Consider the following 19,912-nt stretch of genomic DNA (forward strand, 5'->3'; position numbering starts at 1 on the left):
ACATGCTGGATCCTAGATTAACTAAGCTTGCTGATGTATTGGTGAATTATTCAGTTAAGGCACAGCCAGGTGAAAATATTTTAATTGAAGCTTATGGGATTGATTCTGCTCTTGTAAAAGAAATCGTCAAAAAGGTTCACGCCGCGGGTGCACAACCTTTTGTTAACTTGCGTGACCATGCTGTGATTCGTGAGCTCGTTATGAACGGTACGGAAGCTCAAATGCAAACATGGGCAGATGTAGACGCCTTCCAAATGAAGCAAATGAACGGTTACATAGGTGTTCGCGGTGGTGCGAATATTTATGAACTGTCGGATATTCCGGCTGATCGGATGAAGTTGTACAATTCCGTGTACTATCAACAGGTACATTTCGATGTCCGCATCAAGGATACAAGATGGGTTGTTCTTCGCTACCCAACATCTTCGATGGCTCAGCTTGCTAGTATGAGTACGGATGCGTTCGAGGATTTCTATTTCAATGTATGTACGATGGATTATGGCAAAATGTCCAAAGCGATGGATCCGTTGAAAGAGCTTATGGATCGCACTGACAAAGTGCGCCTTGTTGGCCCGGGTACAGATTTGACGTTCTCGATCAAAGGTATTGGCGGCGTGAAATGCGACGGAGAGCTTAACATTCCAGATGGCGAAGTGTACTCCGCTCCTGTGCGTGATTCCGTCAACGGTGTAATTTCGTATAATACGCCTTCACCGCATGATGGCTTTATTTTCGAGAATGTGGTGCTTCATTTCGAAAATGGTAAAATCGTCAAAGCCACAGCGAATGACACGGATCGTATCAATGAAATTTTCGACATGGATGAAGGCGCGCGTTATGTAGGTGAGTTCGCGATCGGCGTGAATCCTTACATTCAGCACCCGATGAAAGATATTCTGTTCGATGAGAAAATCGATGGAAGCTTCCACTTCACACCTGGTAATTGTTATGATGATGCTTACAACGGCAACAAATCTTCGCTGCACTGGGATATGGTGAACATCCAACGTCCTGAGTATGGTGGCGGCGAAATTTGGTTTGATGACGTGTTGATCCGTAAGGATGGTATCTTCGTATTGCCTGAGCTTCTTGTATTGAATCCAGAGAACCTGAAATAGGTTTTGAATAGTTAAAAAGGTTGCCCAAGTCGTTGAGACCTGGGCAACCTTTTTTTGTAATAACAACGGGGTTATGACATTGTGGCTTTCAACTGCTGGACAATTTTCTTAGGTGCCGTACGCGCGTACCCTTCTACGATCAAATCTTCAATCTCTGCCCATGGCACGAGTTCAATGTTCATAATGCTAACCCAGCCATGCTGGCCGATATATGGCGTCTTCTTATAAGGCGTGCCATCCTGACCTAAGAGAAACTCTTGAGTAGTAAGGTTCGTTTTGAAAGAGGTTGAGACTTGGTCATCGCTCTCACCTACAAAAATAAAAGGTTTGTCCTTGACACGAAAGGTAGTGTGGCCAAAGCCATCAACCTTTTCTTCTACTACCGGCAGTTTTGTGCAAAAATCGCGGAGTCTGGCAACCAGCGCCAATCCTTCCGGGGAGGCAATTTGACTGTGGGACACAAGGGTCAACTCCTAAGTATGGATTGAGATTTTCCAAGGTAAGCAAAACTGCTTATTACACCCGTCGTTGCTGCGATTGGTACTGACGGGGGGGCAGGCCGACGGCCTTTTTAAAAGTCCGAATGAAGTTCGAATAATCGTTGAAGCCTGCGAGCTGGCACGTGTCGGTGACGGTGGAGCCTTCGCGCAGCAAATGTTTGGCTCTGGCGATGCGCTTGAACAGAATGTGCTCATGAATGGTGCTGCCTGTATGCTTTTTGAAAAGCCGGCATAGGTAGGAGCGATTCATGAAGACAACTTGTTCGAGTACCTCGAGCGACAGATCCTGATCTAAATTTTCATCAATGTAGGTGAAGAGAGAGGAGAGCTTGTCTGGCATCATGACCTGTTCTTCTTGTTTCCCTTGATTCTGGAAGATTCGATTAATAAAAACGAGCAGCTCAATAAAAGTAGCAAAATAAAGGATTTCTGAACCTGGTAAAGCCTGCGGGCGACGATGCATTTCCATGCGATCGTAGAGTTTCATGATGTCGTCAATTTGCGGCGGCGTCAGTCTCATGCGATTTTGCTCACCAAATACACGATTATTGAAGCAGTTCAACAAGTCGAACTGTTGAGAATTCATATGTTGGAGCAGCGCTGGATTGAAATGAATAACAACGTTCTCATAGCGCTGTTTCTTCGATTGGAAATTAGGTCGATGCAGCTCATTGCTATGCATGATCAGCAGATCGCCGTACTGCAAGGGATACACTTGCTTCTCAATGAAATAATGAACATCGCCGGTAAGGAAGAAATAGATTTCATAATGGTCCTGATGTTGGTGAAAGTCCAACGGTAATGGATTATGTGTTATAGCGTGTCGGAAAGTCAACAGCCGGTCGAGATTCTTGTACATTTCCTGCATGTGAAGATCTCCTCTGTGAGTTGGAGTCAATATTAGCAAACTTTTGCCCAATTAATGCAATGAATACGTTTTTATTATACTGCAAAATATAGGAGAGATAAACATTCAACCTGATCTTGCTTATACTTAAGCTTATGCTTACGATGCTAGTTTTTCTAGCGAAAAACTTTTAGGAGGCTTATATATGAAATTATCCGTATTTACTGTCGCTACACCTGACTTTACACCTGAAGAGCTTGCTAAAGCTGCTGCCGCTGCTGGTATTACTGGCATTGAGTGGCGCTTCAAAGATATTCCTGCGGACGCAGTTGGAGAGACGCCATCCTTCTGGAGAAATAATCTGTGCTCAATCGATCCGGCAGCTTCCGATGCAGAACTAGAGCGTTTTAAGCAAGCAGCTCTGAACGAGAACCTTGTGAACCTGAGCATTACACCTTATTTGAATAACTGTGATGTTGCTGAAACGGAGCATGTGTTTAAAGCAGCTCAAAAAATCGGCGTGCCATTCATCCGTGTTGGCGTACCTGGTTACGATAAGAGCAAAAACTACAATGATTTGTTTGCTAAAGCAGTGGACTACCTGCACCATGTCCAAGAGCTTTCCCAGCAGTATGGCGTTAAAGGTTTAATAGAGACGCATCACAATACGATCACTGCGAGTGCTGGTCTAGCGCATAGACTCGTATCTGGTTTCAAACCGGAGAACATTGGTGTGCTTCACGATGCGGGTAACATGGTGCATGAAGGCTTTGAGAACCACCGTATGGGTCTTGAATTGCTTGGGCCATACCTTGCACATGTGCATGTTAAGAATGCGGCATGGACGCTTTCAGGTGAAGAGCAAGATGGCATTAAGCTTTGGAAAAGCGAATGGGCGCCGATTGATGCGGGTATCGTGAACTGGAAGCAAGTGCTTGGTGATTTGAAAGCTGTTGGCTACGACGGTTACCTTGGTATTGAAGATTTCAGCGGCCAATTCGGTTCACAAGAGATGCTGAATAACTTCTCAGCGAAAGTGAAGCAATGGTTGGCATAAAATAAATGAGATAAGCGAAAAACCTTCAAATCCACTGAAAAGTGGGGTTGAAGGTTTTTTGGTCTTACATCTATAGCGTTAGTTGTCTTCCGTATGCAATTTCACAATCGCACGAATCGCAGCATCAATTTCCCGCTCAATGGCGCCAGAAACGACATCCGTATGCGGGTTGTAAACTTCCCGCAAATCGGCATCTGCATAACCGTCCAAGGCAACAATGGCGCCAGCGCGCACACCCCGCAGCGAAGCAATGACATAGAGAGCGGCAATTTCCATCTCAACGGCCAAAGCGCCAGCTTGCTTGTATTTACGATGAGGGAATTCCTCGACTCCTTGGAAGAAAGCATCCAAGGTAACGGTAATCCCTTGTTTCACGAGTCCGTTCGTTTCAGAAGCCGCTTCATACAGCGCACGGGTAACTGTGTGATCAGCTACAGCGGGGAAGCCGTGAGGAACTAACTGGCGAGTTAAGCCTTCTTCACGTACCGCGGCTGTGCTTACAACGAGACTTCCTGGCGGTACGTCGGCTGAGTATGATCCAGCGGTTCCGACGCGAATCAGCGTCTTTACGCCGCCTTTGATGAGCTCCTCGAAGCAAACAGCTGCACCAGGTGACCCGACACCATGACTCACAACGGTGATGGGAACGCCATTCTTTTCGCCTACAAAAGTCCGATATTCTCGGCTGAAGGAAAGCTCACGCGCATTGTCCAGCTTGCGGGAAATGGCTTCCGCTCTGAACGGGTCACCGCACACGATGGCATAGGGAGTTAAGTCCTCCGAATTGACTTGTAAGATAGATAAAAGCAACTTAATCGAACTCCTTTCTGACCCACTCATCTTCGGGGATTGGAATGGCTTCGCCGGAGAAGCGCTGTTCTTCGAACGGATCTGCGACGTTATGGAAGCCGTTGCGTTCCCAGAAGCCTTCGCGATCTTCCGACATGAATTCGATACCGCGAATCCACTTGGCACTTTTCCAGAAATACAAATGTGGAACAACGAGGCGAAGCGGCCAACCATGCTTCAGCGTCAGAGGCTTGCCATCGAAGGTCGTGGCCAGCAAGATATCATCTCCCATGAGATCGGCGAGTGGCACATTCGTTTCATAGTCATTGTCCGCATGAATCATGACATATTTTCCTTCGGGTTTTACATTGATCAGTTGAAGGAAATCTCGGAAGCGCACACCTTCCCATACCGTATCCAGCTTGGACCAACGGGTCACACAGTGAATATCGCACTGGATTTGTGTGTGTGGTAAAGCCAATATGTCGTCATAGCTGAATGTTTTCTCTTCGGCTACTTCTCCAAAAACGCGCAGCGACCACGCTGCCATATCGTACTTAGGAACTTCGCCTTCATGTAAAATAGGAAAGCGGTCCGTCACGACTTGACCAGGTGGAATCCGACCAGCAAGCTCTGGTGGAACGTCTACAGCGGGGATTTGCATGCGCTTAATGCGCTCCGCTTTGGTGTCTTTATGCATCTGCCATCCTCCTAAGCTTAGGTTGATAAAGGTTTGTTTATAGTGCCTTTTTAACGCGAACTGCCATTCGCTTTCTGTGCATCTGCCAAGTAGTTGCTTTTACGGAAGAACAGCATCGCAAGCAAGGTCACGATATACGGCAGCATTTGTGTGAAATGAGTGGGTAAAGAGAAGCCTTGAAGTCGGATACTGAACGCATCCATTAAGCCGAACAGTAGGCTGGACGCCATGACGCCAATCGGGTTGGATTGGCCTAGCATCGTGGCTACGAGTGCGATAAATCCACGGCCTGCTGTCATACCTTCGGTAAACATCGTAACTTGTCCGAGTGAAAGCTGTGCACCTGCTAGTCCACAAAGGACACCACAGATAAGTACGGCCAAATATTGCATCCGATTGACTTTAATCCCGATGCTTTTCGCAGCAACAGGGTTTTCCCCAACAGCAATCATACGGAAGCCAGTAACGGATTTAAATAGGAAATACTGAAGCACGAAAACAAGCACAAAAGCCAGATAAACAAGCGGAGAATGCCCGGAAATAATCCCGCCTACGACAGGGATATCTTTAATCAAGGGGATGTCCCACTTCGGCAGTCCGATCATATTTTTATCATAGAAAGCGCCTTTGACATGAAAGATGGCTTTCAAACAAAATGCGGTTAAACCTAACGCAAGAAAGTTAAAGGAAATACCGACAACGATGACATTGGCCTGTAAATGAATACTCATATAGGCAAATATCCAGGAAAACAGCATGGTCACGGCAACAGCAATAAGCACCGCTAGAAATACATTGCCTGTATAGTAATTGCCCACGATCGCAGAGAAGGCGCCTACGAGCACAAATCCTTCTAAGCCAACGTTGAACAAACCGACTCTTGAACAGATCGCCCCGCCGAGTGCGGCTAGAAGGATCGGAGCTACCATGCGAAACATGGAGTTAAATAAAGCTACATCAAGAAGATGCTGCATCGCTCTTACCTCCTTTCCGTCGTTTCCATAGGGTGTAGCTGAACTTGGCCGTTACAAACAAGATCAGCAAGGATTGAATAACGCTGGAAATTTCCAACGGAATGTCCGTATTACGTTCAACACCACTGCCGCCGGTTTGCAGTGCAGCAAGGAGTATAGACGCGATCGCCGTACCGAGCGGGTGAGCACCGGAAAGCAGCGTTGCCATGATACCCGACCAAGCGTAGCCTGGGTTCGAAATCATACCGTCTGTATAGCGGTATTGCATACCAAGGACTTCAACAGCTCCGGCTAGCCCCGCGAAACCACCACTGGCAAACATACTCGCCAGCATCACTTTACGTCTGTTGACGCCGCCATAGGCCGCAAACAACGGATTGTAACCGAGCATACGGATTTCATAGCCAGCGACGGTGTATTTAATGAATAAAAATAAGAGAACGGCAAGTCCAATCGCAATAATAAAGCCTGCGTGAATGCTCATACCTTGAAACAATTTGGGCAGCCAGACGCTTTTATCAATCATCATCGTTTGTGCTAGCGCAGCAGAACCTGTCTTATCTTTGAATGGGTAGGCGACCATATAACCAGCAAATAGAGCCGCGATATAATTCAGCAGCAGCGTTGTAATGATCAAATTCATACGAAATTTAGCATCCAACCAGCCGGCAAAAGCGGACCAGATGCCGCCTGCTAGAATTCCGCCTAGAATAGCAGCTACTAATTTAAATAGAGGAGGCCCAGGCAGATAGAGGGCGACCATCGCGCTGGATAAAGCGCCTAGGATCATTTGACCTTCGGACCCCATGTTGAAGAATCCGGCACGGAAGGCGATCGATACGCCTAACCCAACAAGAATGAGTGGCGTAGCGCGTGTTAATGTATTCGTTAAGAAGTAGAAGCTGCCGAAGGCGCCTTTCCACATTTGCGCATAGGTATCAACGACGGAACCGCCAATGAGGGCAATGGCAATTGCACCACCAAGTAGGCCGATGACTACGGCTAGCAGCGGCTGAATCCAAGCGCTTAGATTTAATCGACTTTTAAGCATTGGAATCGCCTCCTGCCATCCATAAGCTGATTTGCTCTTCAGTTGCTTGCTCGGCCGACAATTCGCCGGCAATGCGTCCTTCGTACATGACGACGATACGATCAGACAGTTTGAGAATCTCGGTTAATTCGGAGGATACTAATAAAATAGCGCCTTGTTCATCGCGTTTTCGCAGCAATTCTTCATGAATCAATTCCATAGCGCCAATATCGACACCGCGCGTCGGTTCAGCTGCAATTAAAAAGGGTTGATGCTGAGCAATTTCCCTGGCGACAATCAGCTTCTGCAAATTACCGCCAGAAAGAAACTTCACTTTTGCTTCTTGAGATCCGGCCTTAATTTGAAACTGTTGAATGAAGCCGCTGACCATGTTACGGAGTTCTTTGCCTTGTAAAAAACCAGTGCGGCTTTTGGTTCTATGATGGCCCATGGTGCCATTTTCTAGCACAGTGCCTTCTTTGGCAGCGCCCCATTGGTAGCGATCTTCGGGTACATGGGATAGCCCGATATCTCTAATTTCGCGGACGGAACGTCCTTGAATAGGTTTGCCTAACAGTTGGATTTCTCCCTGATCAATGGATTGAAGCCCTGAGATCGCTTGAATCAATTCCGATTGGCCATTGCCTGAAATACCCGCAATCCCAACGATTTCCCCGGCTTTTACTTGCAAATTGACGCGATCGAGCACAGGTTTTCCTTTATCACCATGAATGGATACGTCTTTGAGTTGAAGAACAGCTTGGCCCGTATTCGCAGTGCGCTTTTGCAGCTGCTTCAAATCACGTCCAACCATTAACTTGGACAATTCCTCGATACTCGTAGCATTTGCGTCTACAGTTCCGGTTATTTTCCCGTCCCGAAGCACGGTTACCCGATCTGCGACTTCCATAACTTCATGCAGCTTGTGCGTAATAATAATAAAGCTTTTGCCGAGTTTCGCTAAGCTTTTCATAATAACGAGTAGCTCTTTCGCTTCCAGTGGGGTCAGTACGCCAGTAGGCTCGTCCAAAATAATGATATCGGCACCTTGATAGAGCACTTTCAAGATTTCTACACGCTGCTGCAAACCAAGCGGACATTCAGCCACCTTGATGTTCGGATCAATGGGTAAGCGATATTTCGCGCAAAGTTCCTCAACTTGGGAGGCGGCTTTTTTACGGTCAAAGGCAAGCCCAGCTCTGGGCTCGTTGCCAATCACGATATTTTCAGCCACTGTAAATGAAGGAAAAAGCATGAAATGCTGATGCACCATCCCAATCCGATTACGGATTGCATCGGTGGGATTGGTAAACACGACTTCTTTACCGTTCAAAAGAATGCTGCCAGCCGAAGGCTGCTCCATGCCGTACAAGATACGCATTAGCGTCGTTTTACCGGCTCCATTTTCCCCGACTAATGCATGAATCTCACCTTGACGCAGCGAGAAATCAACGTCCGAATTCGCTGTTAAATTGCCATATGTTTTCGTAATTTGACGCATTTGAAGCAGCATAGCGGCTTTTCGCTCCTCTACCTAGACATGAGGAAACTGCTTACGTCGCCGTAAACAGTTCCCAGGTCAAAAATATGCAATTATGGTACGGATAATTATTTTACTGGATTTTCTACTTTCACTTTACCAGAAACGATATCATCACGGATAGCTTTAACTTTCGTTACTACGTCTTGTCCAATGAAAGGGCTAAGTGCTGTCTTTGTATCTTTCGTTACGAACGTAAGACCAACGCCGTCTTCTTTCAAACCGTAGTCAACAGAACCGAATTTAAATGTACCATTCACGAAATCTTTTACCGTTTGGTAAGCAACAGCATCTGTACCTTTCAACTGGGAAAGAACGATGTGCTGTGGATCCGTAACTGTACGGTCAATATCTTGTCCGGAAGTAAAGAAGCCTTTTTCCTTCGCAGCTTCGAACACGCCAAGATCACCTACAGCGGATGCGCCTGCAATGAAGTCTGCGCCTTGTGCGAATTGTGTTAATGCTAGTTCCTTTGCTTTTGCAGGGTCTGTGAAACTACCTACATAGTTAACGATGAATTTCGCATTAGGATTCGTGGATTTCAAACCTTCTTGGAAACCAACTGTATATTTCTTGATGAGTGGAATATCAACCGCGGCAACCATACCTACGATATTTTTCTTCGTAGCAAGACCTGCTGCTGCACCAAGCAAGTAGGATGCTTCATGTTCACGGAACACAACGCTGCGAACGTTTGGAAGGTCAACGACAGTATCAATAATCGCGAAGGATTTCTTAGGGTTTTCAGCAGCAACTTTCTTAAGAGCATCTTCAGACTCGAAGGAGCTTGTAATAATGAGGTCATAGTTATCGGCAACGGCAGCGCGGAGGTTTTGCTCAATCGCACTTGCATCCGTGGATTCAACTGTTTTAACGGTAACACCAAATTCTTTACCAGCTTTTTTCACACCTTCGTCTTCTTGTGCGAAGAAGGGATTCACACCGATTTTCTCAGGCGTGATTAGAATAATTTTCTTATCAGACTTTGCTGGTGCTTTCGTTGCATCCGCAGCTGCAGATGCCGCAGGCGTCGCTGTGTCTGTCTTAGCAGTACCACAACCTGCCAGTAAAACTGTTACTGCAAAAATAGAAATTAATGCTTTTTTCATCATGTTCTCTCCCTTTTATCTATATGTATGATTTTATTAACCGTAGTTCTGTATTGATATCCTACCAAAATACTCGGATATAGTCAAAGAATATTTTTGTTGGTTCGACATAATCTCACACTATTCGACACGGTGAGAAGTCTAACAGCAATTATACTAAAAATTGTGGACAGAATCCAATAGCAGACTTTGGAATAAAATAAGGGTATGAAAATCCTGAAATATGAATCACGGATAGTCTACCTGAATCACGGTTTATCACCATAATGAAGAAATGTTTATCGTTCTGTAGAACGAGACATAGTCAGGACAAGCTAGAGCCTCTACGATAAGTTTAAGCGCTGTTATTTTAGCGCTAATCTCAAGAAGAGGGTGATTCATTGATGCGAGGAAAAGGAAGAGGGAGTTTGGCATTGCTCATTGTTATGCTAACGAGCTTATTGCTGCCTCCAGGTTTGGGAGCTCTAAGCCCCGCTACGGTGCAGGCGGAAGAGGTGAACGTGATCCAGAATGGCTCATTTGAGAATTTGACGCCGACCGTGCAGCCGGGCTGGACGACGAGAACAGCGGACAAATGGGGAATATGGGTGGATACGACGGTTACGACTGTCGCTCCGATCGTGACGGTACGGGGAGTAAACGCCTGTGGAATAACCTGAGTCCTAAATTGAACTAGAAGTGAGGTTATGACAGTTCATGTGACGAAATAAAAGAAAGAATCTTCGCTGCCCTGTTGGGTGGCGAAGGTTTTTTTTGTCTATTTCTTATTTGTTACTCGTCATCGTTTCTTCCTGCATGCGAAGTGTCATCCACGCACTCCCTCCGTAAATCGCCGCACTCACATAAAACAACACATCAATCGTTAGCCAATCAATGATATAACCGCCAACAAGAACAGCAAATCCAGACGCTACGGATGTCCAAAAGTGATAATTGCCAAGCGTATCGCCGCGGTTCCCAGGCTTAGTCCCGTCAGCGAGCAATCCGCGCTCGCTCATTTTCTGCATAGCATTGCATACACCCATGAAAGCTTGGAGAAGCAGGACGAAGCCGTAAGAAGGAATCCAAGGGAAGATGAGCATCGCCGCCATCATACCTAGGGAGCTTCCTGCCATGAGCTTTTTTGACGAGCGGTCTACGAGCTTACCCAGCCAAATTGCGGATGCTGCCGAGCTTATTGTGAATATGGCAAAAGCGAGGCCATATGCGGAATACGTACTGCCGAGATTTTTCAGAAACAACAAGTAGTAGGGATATATCATCCCTGCCGCCAACGTCGCTAAACTTTGGGATTTGATGAGCATTCGCACATTCATCCTAGTGCCCCCTATAATCGTCATAGAATTGATTCATAAATAAATGCTGTGGATCCCACTTATCTTTTGCTTGGAAGAAGGCTTCGGCCTTAGGATAAATCGTTCGAAACTGCTCTACCGAAGGGAAGGGAGCATAAGGCAAATAATAGGAACCGTTTAATGACATTAATTGATCGATAATCCGCTGGATCCCATGGGTCATACGAGCTTGCGCCGCTTCACTTAGCGGGGTATTGAACAGACAAACGAGGGCGAACATGTCACTTTTTGCATACGACAGCGCCGCTTCCTCATCCTGATTAACGTATCGAACCGTAATATTTAATAGGTTTAATTGTTCTTCTTGGAGGATAGGTTTGATGTCGTTAATAAAGGATGCAAAATGTTCCACGGGAATGAAAAATTCTTGAAGAAGATCATTTTTGGTATCTGAGCTATAGTCCATAAAATCAGATTCGGATCGCATAGCATTGTTGCGAGATAGGATTGTGCTGCGACCGATAAGGAAATACCGCTGTAAGTCCCAAAATGCATTCTTCCCCCAATCAAAAGATCGATTGACTCCAAATAGAATTTTTAGAGGCAACACATAGCTGTCATTCAGCTTTAACTTATTATAATCAGTAAGAGGAAGATCAGGTCGTGCTCTGTAATTTGTAGCATACATTTCCGACAAGAAGGTATTCGGCGCGACAGAAATACGGGCGAGATGCATATGGATGTCGGGATTTTGCTTAACCTGGTTAAGGAAGTAGTCCGAATAGGCTTCTGTCGTCATTGTTTCACTTGTCATCTCGTACACTTCGTCATCTGTAAGCGACAAAGTCACATCCACAATGACACCGAATAGGCCGTATCCACCTAACGCCAACGGGAATAACTCCGTATTTTCAAATCGTGAAACATTTCTTATTTGGCCGTCCGCCCCCAATAGCCGGAAGGATTCGACTGAACGAATAAGTGAGCCATTCCGAATGTCACGACCATGTGCATTGACGGAGATCGAGCCTCCGATGGTAAAAATATTTTGCGACTGCATGGTCTTCACCGCAAGTCCATACGGATTGATATACTTCTGTACATCTGCCCAAGTGGCACCAGACTGAACGGTAATCGTCTTGGCCTTCTCGTCGAAGGTGAGGACTTTATTAAATGGGGTCATATCCAGCACAATGCCGTCCTTGTAGTACGTATGCCCGCCTTGGCTGTGACGCTGGCCGGCAATTGAGATCTTGAGATCTTTCTCCCGTGCCTCTCTTACAATCTCTTGAAGCTGCTTTATTTCTTTGGTTGGAATAACCCGCTCAATCTTCACAGGTCGAAGCTTGCTGTAATCCGATCGCAAGAATGGATCCTCTCCAGCGACCAAGGTCCTTGCATACTGCCAGAGGCATAGCGCAGTTAATAAAAGTAGAACGGCAATCTTCTTCATATGCGTATCTCCCAACTTGTTGGACATGGCAAAGGGTTGCTGGGGTTGACTACTTTGAAAGAAAAGTCCTAAGATATTCCTATAGTGTAAATTCCCACCTTTCGATATGTCAATTGAAATTAGATTACTCAGCAAGGTCAAATGGGGCGGTGCTTATCATGAATTTACGAATCAAACTGGCCATTGCATCAGCAGGGTTATCGTTTATTTCTTCTTTCTTATTTTCTAGTTTATTAGGCATGATTTTTTTCATAATAGGAGTTTGTTTAAGTGTAAGTAGTTTAAAAAGCAGATATGCCAAATTGGCGCTAACGTTAAACCTATTCGTTGGTGCCTTGCAGGTAGTGCTTATTGTTTATTTGGTTTTTAACTTTAGCTCGATTGATTAGGTAAGTGGTGGAATTTCGAGATTTAGTCGTGAAATGCACAAAAAAGAGCGGAAGACCGCTCTTTTTTTCATGAAAATCAACCTTTGATCGCACCGATCATAACGCCTTTCACGAAATACTTTTGCAGGAAAGGGTAGAGGAATAGAATAGGCGCTGTGGCCACGATGATTGTCGCGTATTTGATCGTTTCTCCGATAGGCATCTTATCGTTCCCGCCGACACCTGTCATCATCGATTCGGTACTGTTCGTGATCAAATTTCTCGCAAAATGAGCTGTAGCGGGTAAAGGTCACGTGTTCGTAAATAAATCAAAGCGCTGAACCAGGCGTTCCAATGGGCAACTCCGTAGAAGAGCACCATCACGGCAACTACAGGCATCGAGAGCGGTAGAATGACGCGGAAAAGAATAGTGAAATCATTAGCACCGTCAAGCTTGGCGGACTCTTCCAAACTAATAGGCACACCTTGGAAAGCCGTACGCATAATAATCAAGTTGTACGCACTCATGGCCGTTGGAATGAGGAGCGCCCAGCGGGTATCCACCATGCCTAAATCGTTAATGAGCAGGTAGGTTGGAATTAAGCCGCCACTGAAAAACATGGTAAACACGATCATAAACATAACTGGGTTCTTCCACATGACGTCCTGCCTAGATAGTGCATAAGCACCTAAGGATGTCATGAGAATATTCAACGAGGTGCCGAGTATGACATACAGGATGGTATTCAGATAGCCGGTCATGATGGCGGGATTTTTAAACACCATGCTATAGGCTTCGAAATTTAAGCCCTTCGGGTACCAAAGCAGCCCGCGCACTTGCACGACCCATGCGGGATCGCTTAATGAGGCGATAAGAACATATAGAAACGGATACAGGGTAGCAAGTGATAGTAGGATCAATAACAAGGAATTTGAGATGTCAAAAATGCGTTCTCCCCAGCTTCTACTCATGATGATTGCAGCCTCCTTTTACCAAAGCTTATTATCACTGGTGCGTCGGCTTAATGAATTGGCCAGAACGAGCAGCGTGAAGTTAATGAGAGAGTTGAAGAGCCCAACAGCGGAGCTGTAACTGAAGTTGGATTCGAGAATCCCTTTGCGATAGACGAAGGTACCGATAACATCGGCCGTTTCGTAGGTAGTTGGGTTGTAGAGAAGCAAGATTTTGTCGGCGCCGATGGTCATGAAATTTCCAATTTGCAAAATAAGAAGAATGACGATGGTAGACATGATACCCGGTAGGGTAATCTTGAACGTTTGCTGCCAGCGATTGGCACCATCGACTTTGGAAGCTTCATACAACGATGGATCAATGCCGGACATGGCAGACAGATAAATAATGGAGCCCCAGCCGATATTCTGCCAAATATTCGAGGATACATAGATGGAACGGAACCAGCCAGACTCTTGCAAGAAAGTAAGCGGCGTAAAGCCGAACCAAGAGCTAAGGATATTGTTAATTAATCCATCACGTGCTAAGAAATCAACAAGCATTCCTGAGATCACGACGATGGATATAAAATGCGGCATATACGTAATCGTTTGGACGGCTCGTTTCAAAAATTTGCTGCGCAGCTCATGCGAGCAGGCTTGGAGAAAGCTTGTAGGTAATAGAGGTGGAAACAATCACTTGTCCCTTCTCATCCAGGATGAACATAGAACCGTTATTGACCCACTGAATACCTTTCAAAAGATCCAGGATTTGCTGCTCATTAATGAGCATGACAATCGTGCCTTTCACGTTGCTAGTTGTACGTACTTGTTCTAAGCTTTTACCAGGGAGCGGGTATAACTTTGTGAAAAAGGTAGGGGCATCCGTTTTTAAATTTGGGGACATGACCGTGTCATCATCACGCAAATAAATGTAGAAATCTTCAATGAAGGGGGAGCTATTGCGAATCGTTTTTAACGCGCGTACGGCTTCCTCGTACTGAATATATTTATCACTATCTTTAATGGTCCACAAGGTTTGAAGTTTAGGCTGTGTGGCAATCTGAATACCAAGTTGTTCGATTTCTTGCAAATTGTTGTCTACGACCTGGCGAGCTTGTTCGAGCATAGCCAAATTAGATCGATTCGCATTATCGACCATGCTTTTTTCCATATTGGTATACAAGATGAATGTACCGGTTACGGGAATGAGTAAAATGAGGATATAAGAGAGCCATAACGTCATGAAAATACTTTTGCGTCGCAGCAGCATAGGGGAGCCCCTCCAGTGGGTGCGGGATATAGGTGGCATGGCATATGTGAAAATATTGGATAAGCTTGGAGAGAAGATGGGAGCAGTTTATCATATCTAACTGTCAGCATCAATAATTTCCTTTTGGCTAGAGGTATGTGTAATGTGTCTTAAAACTGTCTTAAATCGGAAGTGAACATATGACCATCAGGCAAGTTGATATCGACCAGTATATTTGTGTAAGATGGAGTGGAAGTTCCACCTGAAAGTTATGGGAATCAGGAGTATGAAGGAGGCGAGCCATGGCGCGTTCAAAGCCGCTTTGGTTGCTAATTAGTTGGTTTGCTGTTGCTATTCTGGGATTACTCGTATTGAAATGGACAGGTGTATGGGAACATGTAGATCTGAATTGGGTCACGAGATGGCTTCGTGATTTGGGCCCGCTTGGGGGTCTATTGTATATCCTGGCGTATACGCTCAGGCCATTGGTTTTGTTCCCGGCAACACCTTTGACACTCTATGGGGGCTATGTATTTGGTGCCTTTTGGGGGACCATCTACGATATTATTGGTGCAGGTGCGGGAGCCTTGCTGTCTTTCTACATTACACGCAAATGGGGGCGCGGCAGCTTTCAGCGCATATTACGAAGCCCTAAGCTGCTATCTTTTGATCAAAAAGCGGAGGAAAAGGGCTTTATGGTGGTGCTATATATGCGGCTTATGCCTTTCTTTCCATTCGATGGGATTAGCTATGGCGCTGGATTATCGAAGATCCGTTTCTGGGACTATACGTGGGCTACATTTATCGGGATTATTCCGGGAGCAATTGTTTATAATGTTTTTGGTGCTTCCTTAAATGATATCTGGTCATGGAAATTTCTCGGAGCCGTAGCGATGTATGCGGTTTTTGCCATCGTTCCATTGATTATTAAGAAAAGGCAAGGGCGCAAAGTGCGCCAAGCAGCGTAAGAGGTAAGAATAAACAATTCGCCGTGGGAGGGCATGAAACAGATGAAGGGGAAAGTAGTAGCAAGGGATTTGAGCTGGAGCTTAGGGGGAGCAGGTGCTCTGCTCCTTATTTTTATTGTGTTGTCGCAGAGTATTTCGGCGAAATGGTTGCAAGCTTTTGATCAACATGTAGGCGGTTACATTCAGGAGCAGAGAGGAGATACATGGACTTCTGTTGCAAAATTTTTCACATTTATGGGAAGTGGATCCACGGAATTTATTCTCTTTTTTCTAGTAGCTGGACTGTTGTATTTTAAATTCAAGCATAGATGGGAAACCCTTGTCTTATTCGTTGGTGTACTGGGTGCATGGCTGTTAAATTCGGGATTGAAAGATCTCATTAAACGCGATCGTCCATCTGCAGAGGTATGGTTAATAGAGGTGGATAGTTTCAGCTTTCCCAGCGGTCACGCGATGGTCTCCATCCTCTTCTACGGTTTGCTTGCCTACTTGTTATGGGTGAATGTACGACAAACATGGAGAGCTGCTTGGCTGATACCACCAATTGCTGTCCTAGTTATTCTATGTATCGGGCTTAGTCGTATTTACCTCGGTGTGCATTATCCAAGTGATGTACTGGCTGGCTACACGGCTGGTGGTCTCGGGCTTATCGGCTGTATGCACGCAATTCGTACGATTAGGCGCAGGAGAGTCATGACATCCACGCCGAAAGGGAAAACCACATTCTTGGAGAATATGTAATAAATAACAATACATATAAATGATATACGGGGGAATGTGCATGGCTATAGAGACATCTCGCTTTTTTACTTATGAAGATACCAAGAATCAAGACATCTTTTATCGGTTGCCTGATCATTGGTGGAGTAGACATTATGAGTACATTTGGGCTTCCCATTTTGTTGAAAAAGGTGATATTGTTCTAGATGCTGCATGTGGATTAGGTCATCCCTTTAAGTATTATTTAGCGGACAAATGTAAAGCAGTGTACGCTTGCGACATGGATGAACGTATATTAGATACAAACGAAATTATCAAAGAGTTGGAATATTATATTGGGAAAGAGAATATAGATCAAATTAACCTGCCTATGTTAAGTATTCCCCAATTCGCTGTTTCTGACATTTCCAATTTGCCTTATGAAGACGCTAAGTTCGATGTAGCCTTCTGTATTTCTGTCATGGAACACATCGAAGACACAGAAGTGCAGCTTCGTTCCCTGCAGGAGTTTAAGCGAGTTTTGAAAGATGATGGCAAATTGATAATTACCGTTGATTATCCGGATGTAGATGTTGATAGCTTTCTAAGTTTGATTGCGGCTTCGGGGTTGCAATTGGTCGGAGATCATGACTTTACGAAGCCAGTTAATGCGATTACTTCTGACTATTATGGCAGGGACTTATGGTGTATTCGATTTGTACTTGAAAAAATAAGTGTTTAACATAACGACTACGGTAATTACACACCTCAAAGGACAACGCCACTTCGGTTTGTCCTTTTTTCTTTTGTGAGCCGAGCGTTGTATAATTAGGAATGTCATCATCAGTAGAAGACTCAGAAAGAAGGGATGACTATGCTAAAGCTAAGTATTCTTGATCAGTCACCGGTATCATCCGGCTTTACCCATAGTGAGGCATTACAACAAACGATTGCGATAGCGAAACGCGCTGATCGACTAGGCTATACCCGATTCTGGGTGTCAGAGCACCATAATTCAGATGGGCTTGCAGGTTCTTCTCCAGAGGTGCTCATATCAACGCTTGCTGCTCGCACAAGCCGCATACGGCTTGGCTCTGGCGGCGTGCTGCTTCCTCACTACAGCGCCTACAAGGTCGCTGAGAACTTCCGTATGCTCGAGGCGCTCTACCCAGGGCGCATCGACCTTGGTATCGGGCGTGCACCTGGCGGCACGCCGCATACGGCCAAGGCGCTGCGTGGCGTCAGCGCCGATCTGTTCGAGGGACTTGAGCGGTTCCCCGCGCAAGTCACGGATTTGCTGCGGTTCCTCACCGACTCGGTGGAACCTGGGCATGTGTTCGAGGGCATCCGAGCCACACCTTTGGTGGCCTCGATGCCCCAGGTGTGGCTGCTCGGCTCCACCGGGCAGAGCGGGGTGTATGCGTCGCAGGCAGGCGCAGCCTTCTGCTTCGCGCACTTCATCAACGGTGCGGGAGGTCAGCATGCGGTGCGAAGCTACCGCAGCTCGTTCCAGCCGTCCGCTCTCAATGTCGTGCCGCAGGCGACGGTCTGTATTTATGTGCTGTGCGCAGAAACGACAGCGGAGGCAGAGGAGCTTGCGACCTCGGTAGATTTGCGTATTCTGCAAATGGAAAAAGGCGAGTTCACCGGAGTGAAATCGCCGAAGGAAGCAGCGGAATATACGTATTCCGATTGGGATCAAACCCGTGTGAGAGACAATCGCTCGCGGATGATCGTGGGAAATCCTGGCCAGGTCAGGGAGCAAATCTTGCGACTCGCTGAAAGCTATGGTGTCGACGAAGTCATGGTCGTTGCAGGTGGACACCAAGTGGAAACGAGACTGCGGACCGTTGAATTCTTGGCGGAAGCTTTTCATCTAAGTCATCAACACAGTTACGTAATCTAGGGAGCCAAGATCAGATGAATGAGAAATCGCCTAGCGTGTGCGCTTCGGCCGTTTATCGATTTCTTGCGTCACAATGAACGCCAGCTCTTCATTGCCAAAGAGGGAAAGCACGCCAAGCAAAGTGTCATCCGGCACTTCGCCAGCTTCCTCTTTCGGCACCGTTAATTCAAGGGCTTTCTCAAGTGCTTCATTATTCGGTTGGTCTGGATAGGCGCTATGATAAAGTGCTGCGGGATCCAGACCATGATTAATACACCACTGTGCAAAAACCAAAATCATCATATGCTCTTCACGTTTGTAATTTTCGATCATTTGCTCTTCTAATTGTTTATTATTCATCGGGTAACAGACAGCTCCTTATACAACTATTGCAACACGCGTAAAAACTAGGCCAACCTCTATCCACCTACGGGTGGATGGGTTCATTATAGCGAAAGATTAGGTGTATTCACAATGATTATTAAGAATGAGAAAATCAAAGCTTCCGAAGTTCAGGTAACGGGGCTGCAGGGTGAGGATTTAGGTGTAATGTCCACGAAAGAAGCGCTAGCTCTTGCCAAAAAGTTAAAGGTAGACCTCGTCTGCACCTCGCTCATGAGCAGCCCGCCTCCTTGTAAGCTGATTGGAGCAGGCGCAGTCAAACAAGAGGCTCTGCAGGAAAAGCAGCAGACCCGTAAGCAAGAGCAGGGTCCGAAGGTCAAGGAGCTACGCTTGACGGCGAACATCGAGGATCATGATCTCGATACGAAGCGTAAGCAAGCTGAGCGTATTTTGAAGGGCGGGGACGCCGTCCTGCTGGTCGTTAAGATCTCTGGCAAGGAGGGCGCAAAAGCCAAGGAATTGCTGGAAACGCTGGTGAAGGAGCTTGGCTCCCACGGGAAGAAGCATACCGGCATTCAACTGAGTGGCAAGCAAGCTGCTGTTCAGCTGGATCCCTTGTAGAAAAAGCATGGACAACCCCTCGGGGGAGGTCCATGCTTTTTTTGGTGGTGGTTGATGTAGGTTATGATGAGGACGAATCAGGCGGGTAACTTGTTTTCTAAGCTGCTGAAATTATCTGGGCTACGGAAACTGATGATACTAGTCGAGTTGTGGATGCTACTCAAGCTACTCAACAACTCAAGCTAGTTAAGCAACCCAAGCTAATTAAGCTACTCAAGCTACAACAATCACTCAAGTTACTTCACATACGCACATACTCTCTCCCTTCTCACAAAAATGCAAAAAGACAACCTTTTCCACTAATTTTGAGTCGAAATTGAAAATGCGTGCAAATAGGCAACCTTTTTAACGAATTTAAAGAGAATTTCCTCAAATCGATCGAAATTGATGCCTATTTGCATCAATTTCCAATTA

21 protein-coding genes and 2 pseudogenes are annotated in these 19,912 nt (G+C 45.9%); 9 read left to right on the top strand and 14 right to left on the bottom strand.

The features are described 5' to 3' along the window. Window positions 1–2 precede the first annotated feature (2 nt). Window positions 3–1,118, top strand: coding sequence for an aminopeptidase (locus tag ASL11_RS00130; RefSeq protein WP_056608198.1), 1,116 nt, complete (start codon window positions 3–5; stop codon window positions 1,116–1,118). Window positions 1,119–1,189: 71 nt separating this feature from the next. On the opposite strand, the gene ASL11_RS00135 is transcribed toward ASL11_RS00130, so the two are convergent. Continuing rightward, a complete protein-coding gene (locus ASL11_RS00135) occupies window positions 1,190–1,579 on the bottom strand; it encodes an MmcQ/YjbR family DNA-binding protein (protein WP_056608201.1) in 390 nt (129 codons plus the stop codon). Window positions 1,580–1,634: 55 nt separating this feature from the next. Continuing rightward, complete coding sequence (locus ASL11_RS00140) at window positions 1,635–2,486, bottom strand: AraC family transcriptional regulator (RefSeq protein WP_056608204.1); 852 nt, start codon at window positions 2,484–2,486, stop codon at window positions 1,635–1,637. A gap of 184 nt (window positions 2,487–2,670) precedes the next feature. On the opposite strand from ASL11_RS00140, the gene ASL11_RS00145 reads away from it, so the two are divergent. Further along, window positions 2,671–3,522, top strand: coding sequence for a sugar phosphate isomerase/epimerase family protein (locus ASL11_RS00145; protein WP_056608207.1), 852 nt, complete (start codon window positions 2,671–2,673; stop codon window positions 3,520–3,522). A 78-nt stretch (window positions 3,523–3,600) separates the two neighbouring features. Here the strand turns inward: ASL11_RS00145 and ASL11_RS00150 are convergent, their stop codons facing one another. From ASL11_RS00150 to ASL11_RS00175, 6 genes are all read right to left on the bottom strand, one after another. Then, window positions 3,601–4,332, bottom strand: coding sequence for a nucleoside phosphorylase (locus ASL11_RS00150; protein ID WP_056608211.1), 732 nt, complete (start codon window positions 4,330–4,332; stop codon window positions 3,601–3,603). A 1-nt stretch (window position 4,333) separates the two neighbouring features. Continuing rightward, entirely contained in the window at window positions 4,334–5,011 is a 678-nt protein-coding gene (locus ASL11_RS00155) for a sulfite oxidase-like oxidoreductase (protein WP_056608214.1), read from the bottom strand. A 50-nt stretch (window positions 5,012–5,061) separates the two neighbouring features. Beyond that, the gene (locus ASL11_RS00160; protein WP_056608217.1) at window positions 5,062–5,985 is read right to left on the bottom strand and encodes an ABC transporter permease; all 924 of its coding nucleotides are present in this window, start codon (window positions 5,983–5,985) and stop codon (window positions 5,062–5,064) included. Then, on the bottom strand, window positions 5,969–7,036 hold the full coding sequence (locus tag ASL11_RS00165) for an ABC transporter permease (protein ID WP_056608220.1): 1,068 nt from the start codon (window positions 7,034–7,036) through the stop codon (window positions 5,969–5,971). The genes ASL11_RS00160 and ASL11_RS00165 overlap by 17 nt, the downstream gene beginning before the upstream one ends. Beyond that, the gene (locus ASL11_RS00170; RefSeq protein ID WP_056608222.1) at window positions 7,029–8,528 is read right to left on the bottom strand and encodes an ABC transporter ATP-binding protein; all 1,500 of its coding nucleotides are present in this window, start codon (window positions 8,526–8,528) and stop codon (window positions 7,029–7,031) included. Before ASL11_RS00170 ends, ASL11_RS00165 begins: the two co-directional genes overlap by 8 nt. Window positions 8,529–8,623: 95 nt before the next feature. Next, entirely contained in the window at window positions 8,624–9,664 is a 1,041-nt protein-coding gene (locus tag ASL11_RS00175) for a BMP family lipoprotein (RefSeq protein ID WP_056608225.1), read from the bottom strand. Between the two features lie 380 nt (window positions 9,665–10,044). On the opposite strand from ASL11_RS00175, the gene ASL11_RS00180 reads away from it, so the two are divergent. Then, a complete protein-coding gene (locus ASL11_RS00180; protein WP_157256752.1) occupies window positions 10,045–10,323 on the top strand; it encodes a hypothetical protein in 279 nt (92 codons plus the stop codon). 105 nt (window positions 10,324–10,428) lie between these two features. Here ASL11_RS00180 and ASL11_RS00185 read toward each other — a convergent pair whose 3' ends face one another. Next, window positions 10,429–10,980, bottom strand: a complete 552-nt coding sequence (locus tag ASL11_RS00185; protein WP_056608231.1) for an MFS transporter — start codon at window positions 10,978–10,980, stop codon at window positions 10,429–10,431. Window position 10,981: 1 nt separating this feature from the next. Beyond that, complete coding sequence (locus ASL11_RS00190; RefSeq protein ID WP_056608233.1) at window positions 10,982–12,412, bottom strand: FAD-binding oxidoreductase; 1,431 nt, start codon at window positions 12,410–12,412, stop codon at window positions 10,982–10,984. Window positions 12,413–12,570: 158 nt separating this feature from the next. Between ASL11_RS00190 and ASL11_RS36215 the strand changes: the two genes are divergently transcribed. Further along, window positions 12,571–12,801: a hypothetical protein gene (locus ASL11_RS36215; RefSeq protein WP_157256753.1), complete on the top strand. Its 231-nt coding sequence runs from the start codon at window positions 12,571–12,573 to the stop codon at window positions 12,799–12,801. A 76-nt stretch (window positions 12,802–12,877) separates the two neighbouring features. Here the strand turns inward: ASL11_RS36215 and ASL11_RS00195 are convergent. From ASL11_RS00195 to ASL11_RS00205, 3 genes and pseudogenes are all read right to left on the bottom strand, one after another. Then, a pseudogene (locus ASL11_RS00195) lies at window positions 12,878–13,752 on the bottom strand (carbohydrate ABC transporter permease). 18 nt (window positions 13,753–13,770) lie between these two features. Beyond that, window positions 13,771–14,382 (bottom strand): annotated as a pseudogene (locus ASL11_RS00200) (ABC transporter permease subunit); the annotation flags it as partial. Beyond that, window positions 14,378–15,004 (bottom strand): cache domain-containing protein, encoded by a 627-nt coding sequence (locus ASL11_RS00205; RefSeq protein WP_056608239.1) that lies wholly within the window; start codon window positions 15,002–15,004, stop codon window positions 14,378–14,380. The pseudogene ASL11_RS00200 and the gene ASL11_RS00205, both read right to left, overlap by 5 nt. A 281-nt stretch (window positions 15,005–15,285) precedes the next feature. Here ASL11_RS00205 and ASL11_RS00210 point away from each other — a divergent pair, with 281 nt between their 5' ends. The 4 genes from ASL11_RS00210 (at window position 15,286) to ASL11_RS00225 (ending at window position 18,556) form a co-directional block, all read left to right on the top strand. Continuing rightward, the gene (locus ASL11_RS00210; protein WP_056608242.1) at window positions 15,286–15,951 is read left to right on the top strand and encodes a TVP38/TMEM64 family protein; all 666 of its coding nucleotides are present in this window, start codon (window positions 15,286–15,288) and stop codon (window positions 15,949–15,951) included. A 42-nt stretch (window positions 15,952–15,993) separates the two neighbouring features. Further along, entirely contained in the window at window positions 15,994–16,692 is a 699-nt protein-coding gene (locus ASL11_RS00215; RefSeq protein ID WP_056608245.1) for a phosphatase PAP2 family protein, read from the top strand. Between the two features lie 40 nt (window positions 16,693–16,732). Then, complete coding sequence (locus ASL11_RS00220; RefSeq protein WP_056608248.1) at window positions 16,733–17,392, top strand: class I SAM-dependent methyltransferase; 660 nt, start codon at window positions 16,733–16,735, stop codon at window positions 17,390–17,392. Window positions 17,393–17,524: 132 nt separating this feature from the next. Next, window positions 17,525–18,556 carry an LLM class flavin-dependent oxidoreductase gene (locus tag ASL11_RS00225; protein ID WP_056608251.1) on the top strand — a complete coding sequence of 344 codons (1,032 nt, stop codon included), beginning with the start codon at window positions 17,525–17,527 and terminating at the stop codon, window positions 18,554–18,556. A gap of 30 nt (window positions 18,557–18,586) precedes the next feature. Here ASL11_RS00225 and ASL11_RS00230 read toward each other — a convergent pair whose 3' ends face one another. Continuing rightward, window positions 18,587–18,895 carry a hypothetical protein gene (locus ASL11_RS00230; RefSeq protein WP_056608254.1) on the bottom strand — a complete coding sequence of 103 codons (309 nt, stop codon included), beginning with the start codon at window positions 18,893–18,895 and terminating at the stop codon, window positions 18,587–18,589. A 117-nt stretch (window positions 18,896–19,012) separates the two neighbouring features. On the opposite strand from ASL11_RS00230, the gene infC reads away from it, so the two are divergent. Then, on the top strand, window positions 19,013–19,498 hold the full coding sequence (gene infC, locus ASL11_RS00235) for a translation initiation factor IF-3 (RefSeq protein ID WP_056609556.1): 486 nt from the start codon (window positions 19,013–19,015) through the stop codon (window positions 19,496–19,498). The last annotated feature ends 414 nt before the right edge of the window (window positions 19,499–19,912 follow it).

Origin of the sequence: Paenibacillus sp. Soil750 (genome assembly GCF_001428045.1) — a bacterium.
Lineage (GTDB): Bacteria > Bacillota > Bacilli > Paenibacillales > NBRC-103111 > Paenibacillus_E > Paenibacillus_E allorhizoplanae.

Coding starts and splice junctions, on each gene's coding strand:
- ASL11_RS00205 (WP_056608239.1), bottom strand. CDS start 15,004: ATGCTGCTGCGACGCAAAAGTATTTTCATGACGTTATGGCTCTCTTAT.
- ASL11_RS00185 (WP_056608231.1), bottom strand. CDS start 10,980: ATGAATGTGCGAATGCTCATCAAATCCCAAAGTTTAGCGACGTTGGCG.
- ASL11_RS00130 (WP_056608198.1), top strand. CDS start 3: ATGCTGGATCCTAGATTAACTAAGCTTGCTGATGTATTGGTGAATTAT.
- ASL11_RS00165 (WP_056608220.1), bottom strand. CDS start 7,036: ATGCTTAAAAGTCGATTAAATCTAAGCGCTTGGATTCAGCCGCTGCTA.
- ASL11_RS36215 (WP_157256753.1), top strand. CDS start 12,571: ATGAATTTACGAATCAAACTGGCCATTGCATCAGCAGGGTTATCGTTT.
- ASL11_RS00225 (WP_056608251.1), top strand. CDS start 17,525: ATGCTAAAGCTAAGTATTCTTGATCAGTCACCGGTATCATCCGGCTTT.
- ASL11_RS00175 (WP_056608225.1), bottom strand. CDS start 9,664: ATGAAAAAAGCATTAATTTCTATTTTTGCAGTAACAGTTTTACTGGCA.
- ASL11_RS00215 (WP_056608245.1), top strand. CDS start 15,994: ATGAAGGGGAAAGTAGTAGCAAGGGATTTGAGCTGGAGCTTAGGGGGA.
- ASL11_RS00220 (WP_056608248.1), top strand. CDS start 16,733: ATGGCTATAGAGACATCTCGCTTTTTTACTTATGAAGATACCAAGAAT.
- ASL11_RS00170 (WP_056608222.1), bottom strand. CDS start 8,528: ATGCTGCTTCAAATGCGTCAAATTACGAAAACATATGGCAATTTAACA.
- ASL11_RS00230 (WP_056608254.1), bottom strand. CDS start 18,895: ATGAATAATAAACAATTAGAAGAGCAAATGATCGAAAATTACAAACGT.
- ASL11_RS00155 (WP_056608214.1), bottom strand. CDS start 5,011: ATGCATAAAGACACCAAAGCGGAGCGCATTAAGCGCATGCAAATCCCC.
- ASL11_RS00145 (WP_056608207.1), top strand. CDS start 2,671: ATGAAATTATCCGTATTTACTGTCGCTACACCTGACTTTACACCTGAA.
- ASL11_RS00190 (WP_056608233.1), bottom strand. CDS start 12,412: ATGAAGAAGATTGCCGTTCTACTTTTATTAACTGCGCTATGCCTCTGG.
- ASL11_RS00140 (WP_056608204.1), bottom strand. CDS start 2,486: ATGCAGGAAATGTACAAGAATCTCGACCGGCTGTTGACTTTCCGACAC.
- ASL11_RS00160 (WP_056608217.1), bottom strand. CDS start 5,985: ATGCAGCATCTTCTTGATGTAGCTTTATTTAACTCCATGTTTCGCATG.
- ASL11_RS00210 (WP_056608242.1), top strand. CDS start 15,286: ATGGCGCGTTCAAAGCCGCTTTGGTTGCTAATTAGTTGGTTTGCTGTT.